This is a genomic window from Candidatus Phytoplasma sp. AldY-WA1 (assembly GCF_020312115.2).
Taxonomy (GTDB): domain Bacteria; phylum Bacillota_I; class Bacilli_A; order Acholeplasmatales; family Acholeplasmataceae; genus Phytoplasma; species Phytoplasma vitis.
This window is the reverse complement of sequence record NZ_JAHRHX020000070.1, coordinates 1-2807: the sequence shown is the minus strand read 5'-3', so window position 1 is coordinate 2807 and position 2807 is coordinate 1. Positions and strand designations below refer to the sequence as shown.

At 19.0% G+C, this 2807-nt stretch carries 2 protein-coding genes; both read left to right on the top strand.

The features are described 5' to 3' along the window. Window positions 1-601 precede the first annotated feature (601 nt). Window positions 602-1687, top strand: a complete 1086-nt coding sequence (locus KTO59_RS03915) for a hypothetical protein (RefSeq protein WP_284928741.1) — start codon at window positions 602-604, stop codon at window positions 1685-1687. A 94-nt stretch (window positions 1688-1781) separates the two neighbouring features. Further along, on the top strand, window positions 1782-2807 hold a 1026-nt coding region (locus KTO59_RS03910; RefSeq protein ID WP_284928740.1), incomplete at its 3' end, for a hypothetical protein.

Genomic DNA, 2807 nt, shown 5'->3' with positions numbered 1-2807 from the left:
TAACTATGCATATTTTTAAAACCCCTTTTCACTGAAAACAAAAAAAGACTAGTTTTTTTAACTAGTCTTTTCGGTATTAAAAATGAATTTATTTACACTTTTTTGAAATACTGCGGCTCTTTATAAATATCATTTAGAATTAGATAAATTAAGAAAATTAAAAAAAATCGATAATATTGTTGAAAATGATATAAAATTAAATATTAAAGAAAAAAAATTTAAATTATATAATCCTTTAGAAACAATTAAAACTAATTTTGAAATGGGTTTTATACCAATATTAGTTGAGGAAGAAAAAAAGCAAATTTTTTTAATTCATTAGAAAATATTAAAAAAGAATTAGAAGAATTTAAAATTAAAATAAAATCTTTAGAAGAAAGTACAGTTAATAATAAAGAAACTTTAAAAAGAGAATTAATACAAGAATTAGAATTTAAAATTAAAAAACAAGTGCAACAACTTATCGAAAGTGGAGTTATTAAAGAAGAAGAAAAAGAATATTTAGAAAAAGCAGCAAAAAAACATGTAGCATATTTATATTAATCTTTTGGAGATAATCCATTTCAAATTTAATTTTTAAAAAAAAGAGAGTATTTTAAATATGAATAATAATGACATTAATAACAAAAAACAAAATAAATTTTTTCTTTTAATTCCTTATTTTTTAATTATTTTAGCGTTATTATTTATTTTTTTTAAAAGATATAATGATTTACAACAAGAAAATAAAGATTTAAAACAAGAAAAATCAGTTGAACCAGTTAAAGAAGAATTTAATTTTTTCTTTAAACCTTATTTAACTTATAAAGATAAAGAAGGTAATACAATTAGAGAATATAATTTTTTCCCTGGCATTAAACCAACTGGTAAAGACCATAAAGGTAGATTAAATTATTTTTCATTTCCAGAATTTATAGAAAATGCAAAAAAATATAATTTTGATACATTTCCAGTTATTATGGGTGAAGGTTCAGAAAAAATATATAATTGGGAATATGAAAATGGACAAGAAAAATTTAATCATGGTTGGAAAGTTTCAAAATCTAATTTTAATTTAATTTTAACTAATCAACCAGATAATAGTCCTAAATCAATGACACAATCAACAAGTGGCAATTTTGATGATTATAATGGTTTTGTAAATAAATCAATTTGTTTTTTAGATTATAAAATTTTTTTAGATTTTTTAGAAGAAGCTAAAGATCGTCCTTCTGAATTTGAAAAATTTACTCATATGCGTTTTGTAACAAAAAATTTAGAAGCTGAATTTGATTTTTGTTATTTTTATTTTAATTCTTCAATAAATACTTGGTTAGATCAATTAAAAAAACATAAAGATTTATCATATGATTATAAAAATATTTTTAATATATATACTGTTTATTTGAGAAATCAAAGTATTAAAGGAGAATTTTTATATAGATTTAACGAATTTAATAATAAATATAAAGATTTTTCTATCTCTTTAAATTTAAACGAAAAAGAAATATTTTACAATAAAACTAATCAAATTGAAAAAAGATATGTAATTGATAAAAATTATTTAAAATTTTTTTTAAAAAATTTAAAAGAATATTATATAACAGAATCAAATTGTAAAGATTTTAAAAATTTCGAAGATTTAAATAAAAATTTCGAATCTCGTACTTTTAGTAATACAAAACAATCAGAAGATTGTTTAATGTAAAATAAATAAAAATATAATTGAAAATGATATAAAAATATCATTTTCTCTTTTATTTTTTTTATAAAAATACAGATATATATATGAAATAATACAGATGTATTTAAAAATACAATTATTAAAAATAAGTTTTAAAAAAAGCAAGAGGCAATATAAAAAAACAAAAAACAAATTAATACATATAGAAAATTTAACAATGAATAAAGAAGATATCTTATTGTCAAAACACGCTCAAAAAATGGTTCAATTGATTAATCAAAATGAATCATTGAGTAGTTTTGAAATAAAAAAAATTAATAAAGAATTCCATAGTAATTTATTTTATTTCAAAACTACTAATTATGGAATCGGAGCTTATTTTAATAGTTTAAATCTTCATTCCTTCCAGATACAAGCAGCCATGCAAGAAAACCGTTTAAAAGCTTTAAAAAAACGAAAAATTATGTTTATTCAACATGAATTAAGAGATTTAGATTATTCACTTTCAATTGAAGATATAAACGAAGAAATAGATTTTTATTATGAAATAGCTAATGATTTATATAAAAAAAAAGATAAAAAAGAAATAATTAAATTTATTAAAAATAAATTAAACGAAAACAAAGATTTACAAGAAAAATTCAAAAAACAAGTTTTAAATTCAATCGAATATTTTAAAAAATTAAATACTGATGAAATTTTTTTAAAAAAAATTTATAAAAACGTTTGTCTTTATGTCAAAAGAAATAAAGAAAACGAGATATACCCAAACCCCCTTTTTAATGTTGAATCAAAAAAAGAAGAAATTAAAAGAAATATTAAAATAAGTAAAAACAACGCTAGATATAAAGCAATCAACAATTTTCATGAAGAAAATAAGATTAGTTGGTTGACTTTAACACTAGCACACCATAACAAAAACGGTCTAGTTTCAAAAGAAACTAAAGACCTTACAATAACAACAAAATTAGTAAAAAATTTTATAAAAAAATTAAAATACCTTTATACTAATTTTTTGAAAAAAACATACATAAACAAAGAAGTAATAAAAACAAAATTAAAAGAATTTAAATATTTTATTGCTTCACAACAACAAACAGGAGAGAGAAAAAAAAATATTTCACAACAACAAACAAAAGAAAAT